1 protein-coding gene is annotated in these 275 nt (G+C 47.6%); it reads left to right on the forward strand.

Annotation, left to right across the window (positions count from 1 at the left end):
• Nucleotides 1-275: Ig-like domain-containing protein (locus LG649_RS16240; RefSeq protein WP_226544845.1), on the forward strand; the 275-nt coding region annotated here is incomplete at both ends.

The following is a 275-nucleotide window of genomic DNA, read 5'->3' on the forward strand; positions in this document are numbered from 1 at the left end:
GACGATACGGCGAGTGTAGATGAAGACGATACAGTAAACATTGTAGTATTAGATGACGATAGTTTTGGCGGCGATGGTCCAAGCACCGGCACGATAACTATCACCAGTGGGGCGAGCAATGGAACCGCCACGGTAAACGATGGCGGTACACCAAACGACCCAACGGACGATACGATAGATTACACGCCAACAGGCGATTACAATGGTACAGATCAAATCACATATCAGATCTGTGATGCGGATGGCGATTGTGAAACAGCAGTAGTAGATATTAC

The organism is Neotamlana laminarinivorans (assembly GCF_020523925.1).
GTDB lineage: Bacteria > Bacteroidota > Bacteroidia > Flavobacteriales > Flavobacteriaceae > Neotamlana > Neotamlana laminarinivorans.